Origin of the sequence: Parafrankia sp. FMc2 (assembly GCF_041008525.1) — a bacterium.
Classification (GTDB): Bacteria; Actinomycetota; Actinomycetes; order Frankiales; family Frankiaceae; genus Parafrankia.
This window is the reverse complement of the sequence record NZ_JBFLUG010000374.1, coordinates 1-1,563: the sequence shown is the minus strand read 5'-3', so window position 1 is coordinate 1,563 and position 1,563 is coordinate 1. Positions and strand designations below refer to the sequence as shown.

General features: G+C 74.7%; 2 protein-coding genes. One reads left to right on the top strand and one right to left on the bottom strand.

The genetic code is table 11. The annotated features are described in order from the left end of the window. Positions 1 to 673, top strand: a 673-nt coding sequence (locus AB1460_RS37360; RefSeq protein WP_368967271.1) for a hypothetical protein, incomplete at its 5' end; no start/stop codon positions are given. A 41-nt stretch (positions 674 to 714) separates the two neighbouring features. On the opposite strand, the gene AB1460_RS37355 is transcribed toward AB1460_RS37360, so the two are convergent. Continuing rightward, positions 715 to 1,329, bottom strand: coding sequence for a TetR/AcrR family transcriptional regulator (locus AB1460_RS37355; RefSeq protein WP_368967269.1), 615 nt, complete (start codon positions 1,327 to 1,329; stop codon positions 715 to 717). Between the last annotated feature and the right edge of the window lie 234 nt (positions 1,330 to 1,563).

Sequence of the window (1,563 nt, the reverse complement as noted above, 5' to 3'; positions counted from 1 at the left end):
GCCCACGCACGATCAGGACGTGTCCTCATGCCCCCGGAACCCTATGATCACCGCCGTGAGCTGCGGGTACGGCTGTCAGCCTGAGGACACCGCACCGGCCGGCGCGGCGACCACCGCACCCACCGAGATCGGCTTCGTCGACACCGAGCTGTACGAACTGCCCGGCGGGGAACGCATCGCCCGCAGCCCGTCCGCCGGACCGTCACGCCTGGACAACAACCTGGCCACCGGGTTCACGCGCACCCCGCTCGGCGCGGTCGTTGCGGGGATCAACATCGCCGGGCGGGCCGACGGCAGCCTGGGGGAGCCGATCTACCGGCCGACCATCGAACGTCAGGTGATCGGCGACGGCCAGGTCGACCTGCTGCGCCGGGTGCACCGTGATGGACGTCCCGACGTCCCCGCCACCGGCGAGCAGACCGACGGCACCGGCGTCGGCTCCCACGGGTTCACCCTCCACGCCTACACCGACGACGAGGCGACCATCAGCTACCTGCTGGTCGCCACCCGAGGCAGCCAGCACAAGTACGCCGTGTACCGGCTCACGGTCCGCTGGGTCGACGGCGACTGGAAACTCCTCGCGCCACCGAACGGTGACTTCGGCTCCGTCATCAGCACCCCCACCAGCCTCGACGGCTTCCAGCCGTTCGAACGCCGCGGCATCCCCGCGTAGCGGCAGCCCCCGGCAGCCCCCGGCCGGCGCCGCACCGGCCGCTACGGCACCGGCCGTTCCCCGCCGGCGCGGCGCAGCCGTTCCAGCCCGACGTCCAACGCGGCCTGCAGATACGTCAGCCGGCCGGTGGTCATCAGCATCAGCACCCCGCCCTGCAGCCCGGCCAGCAACGCCGCGGCCTCCCGCGCCGCATCCAGCCCGGGATCGACGAACCCGCCGCGCTGCATCGCCACCACCCCGGCGGCCAGCTCCGCCTCCCAGCGGGCCATCAGCTCCGCGACCACCGCCTGCGCGCCCGGGGTGGCCCGCCCGACCTGGGTGAGCAGCCCCCCGAGCGGGCAGGCGCGGCCCTGCGCCCGGTAGCGGGCCAGCACCTTCTCCCGCCAGCCCTCCCACGCCTCCCACGACGTCAACGCGCCCAGCTGCGGCTGCTGGTCGGCGAGCACCCGGTCGGCTTCGAAGCGGGCCACCGCCAGCAGCAGCTCCTCCCGGCCGCCGGGGAAGTAGTGGAACAGCTGGCTCTTGCTCGTCGCGGTCCGCTCCCGGATGTCGTCCAGCGTCGTCGCGGCCACCCCGTGCTCACGGATCCGCGCCGCCGCCCCGGCGACGATCCGCTCCCGGGTCGCCGCCCCCTTCGCCGTCAACGTTCGCTCCACAGCCCCACCGTGACACGGACTGGACCCGCAGGTCCAATCCCCGGGGTCGGAGGGCCCCACCGGGCCCCACCGCCGGAGGGCCGCCGGGCCGGGGCCTTACCCGCCGCGGACGACGAGACCCACGGCGGCGGCCCCGTCGACGTCGTCATCGAGATGCACCACCGTGCGCCCGGCCCGCGCCAGCAGCCCCGCCGCGATCGCCGCCCGGTACCCCGACCCGCAGTACACCCACAC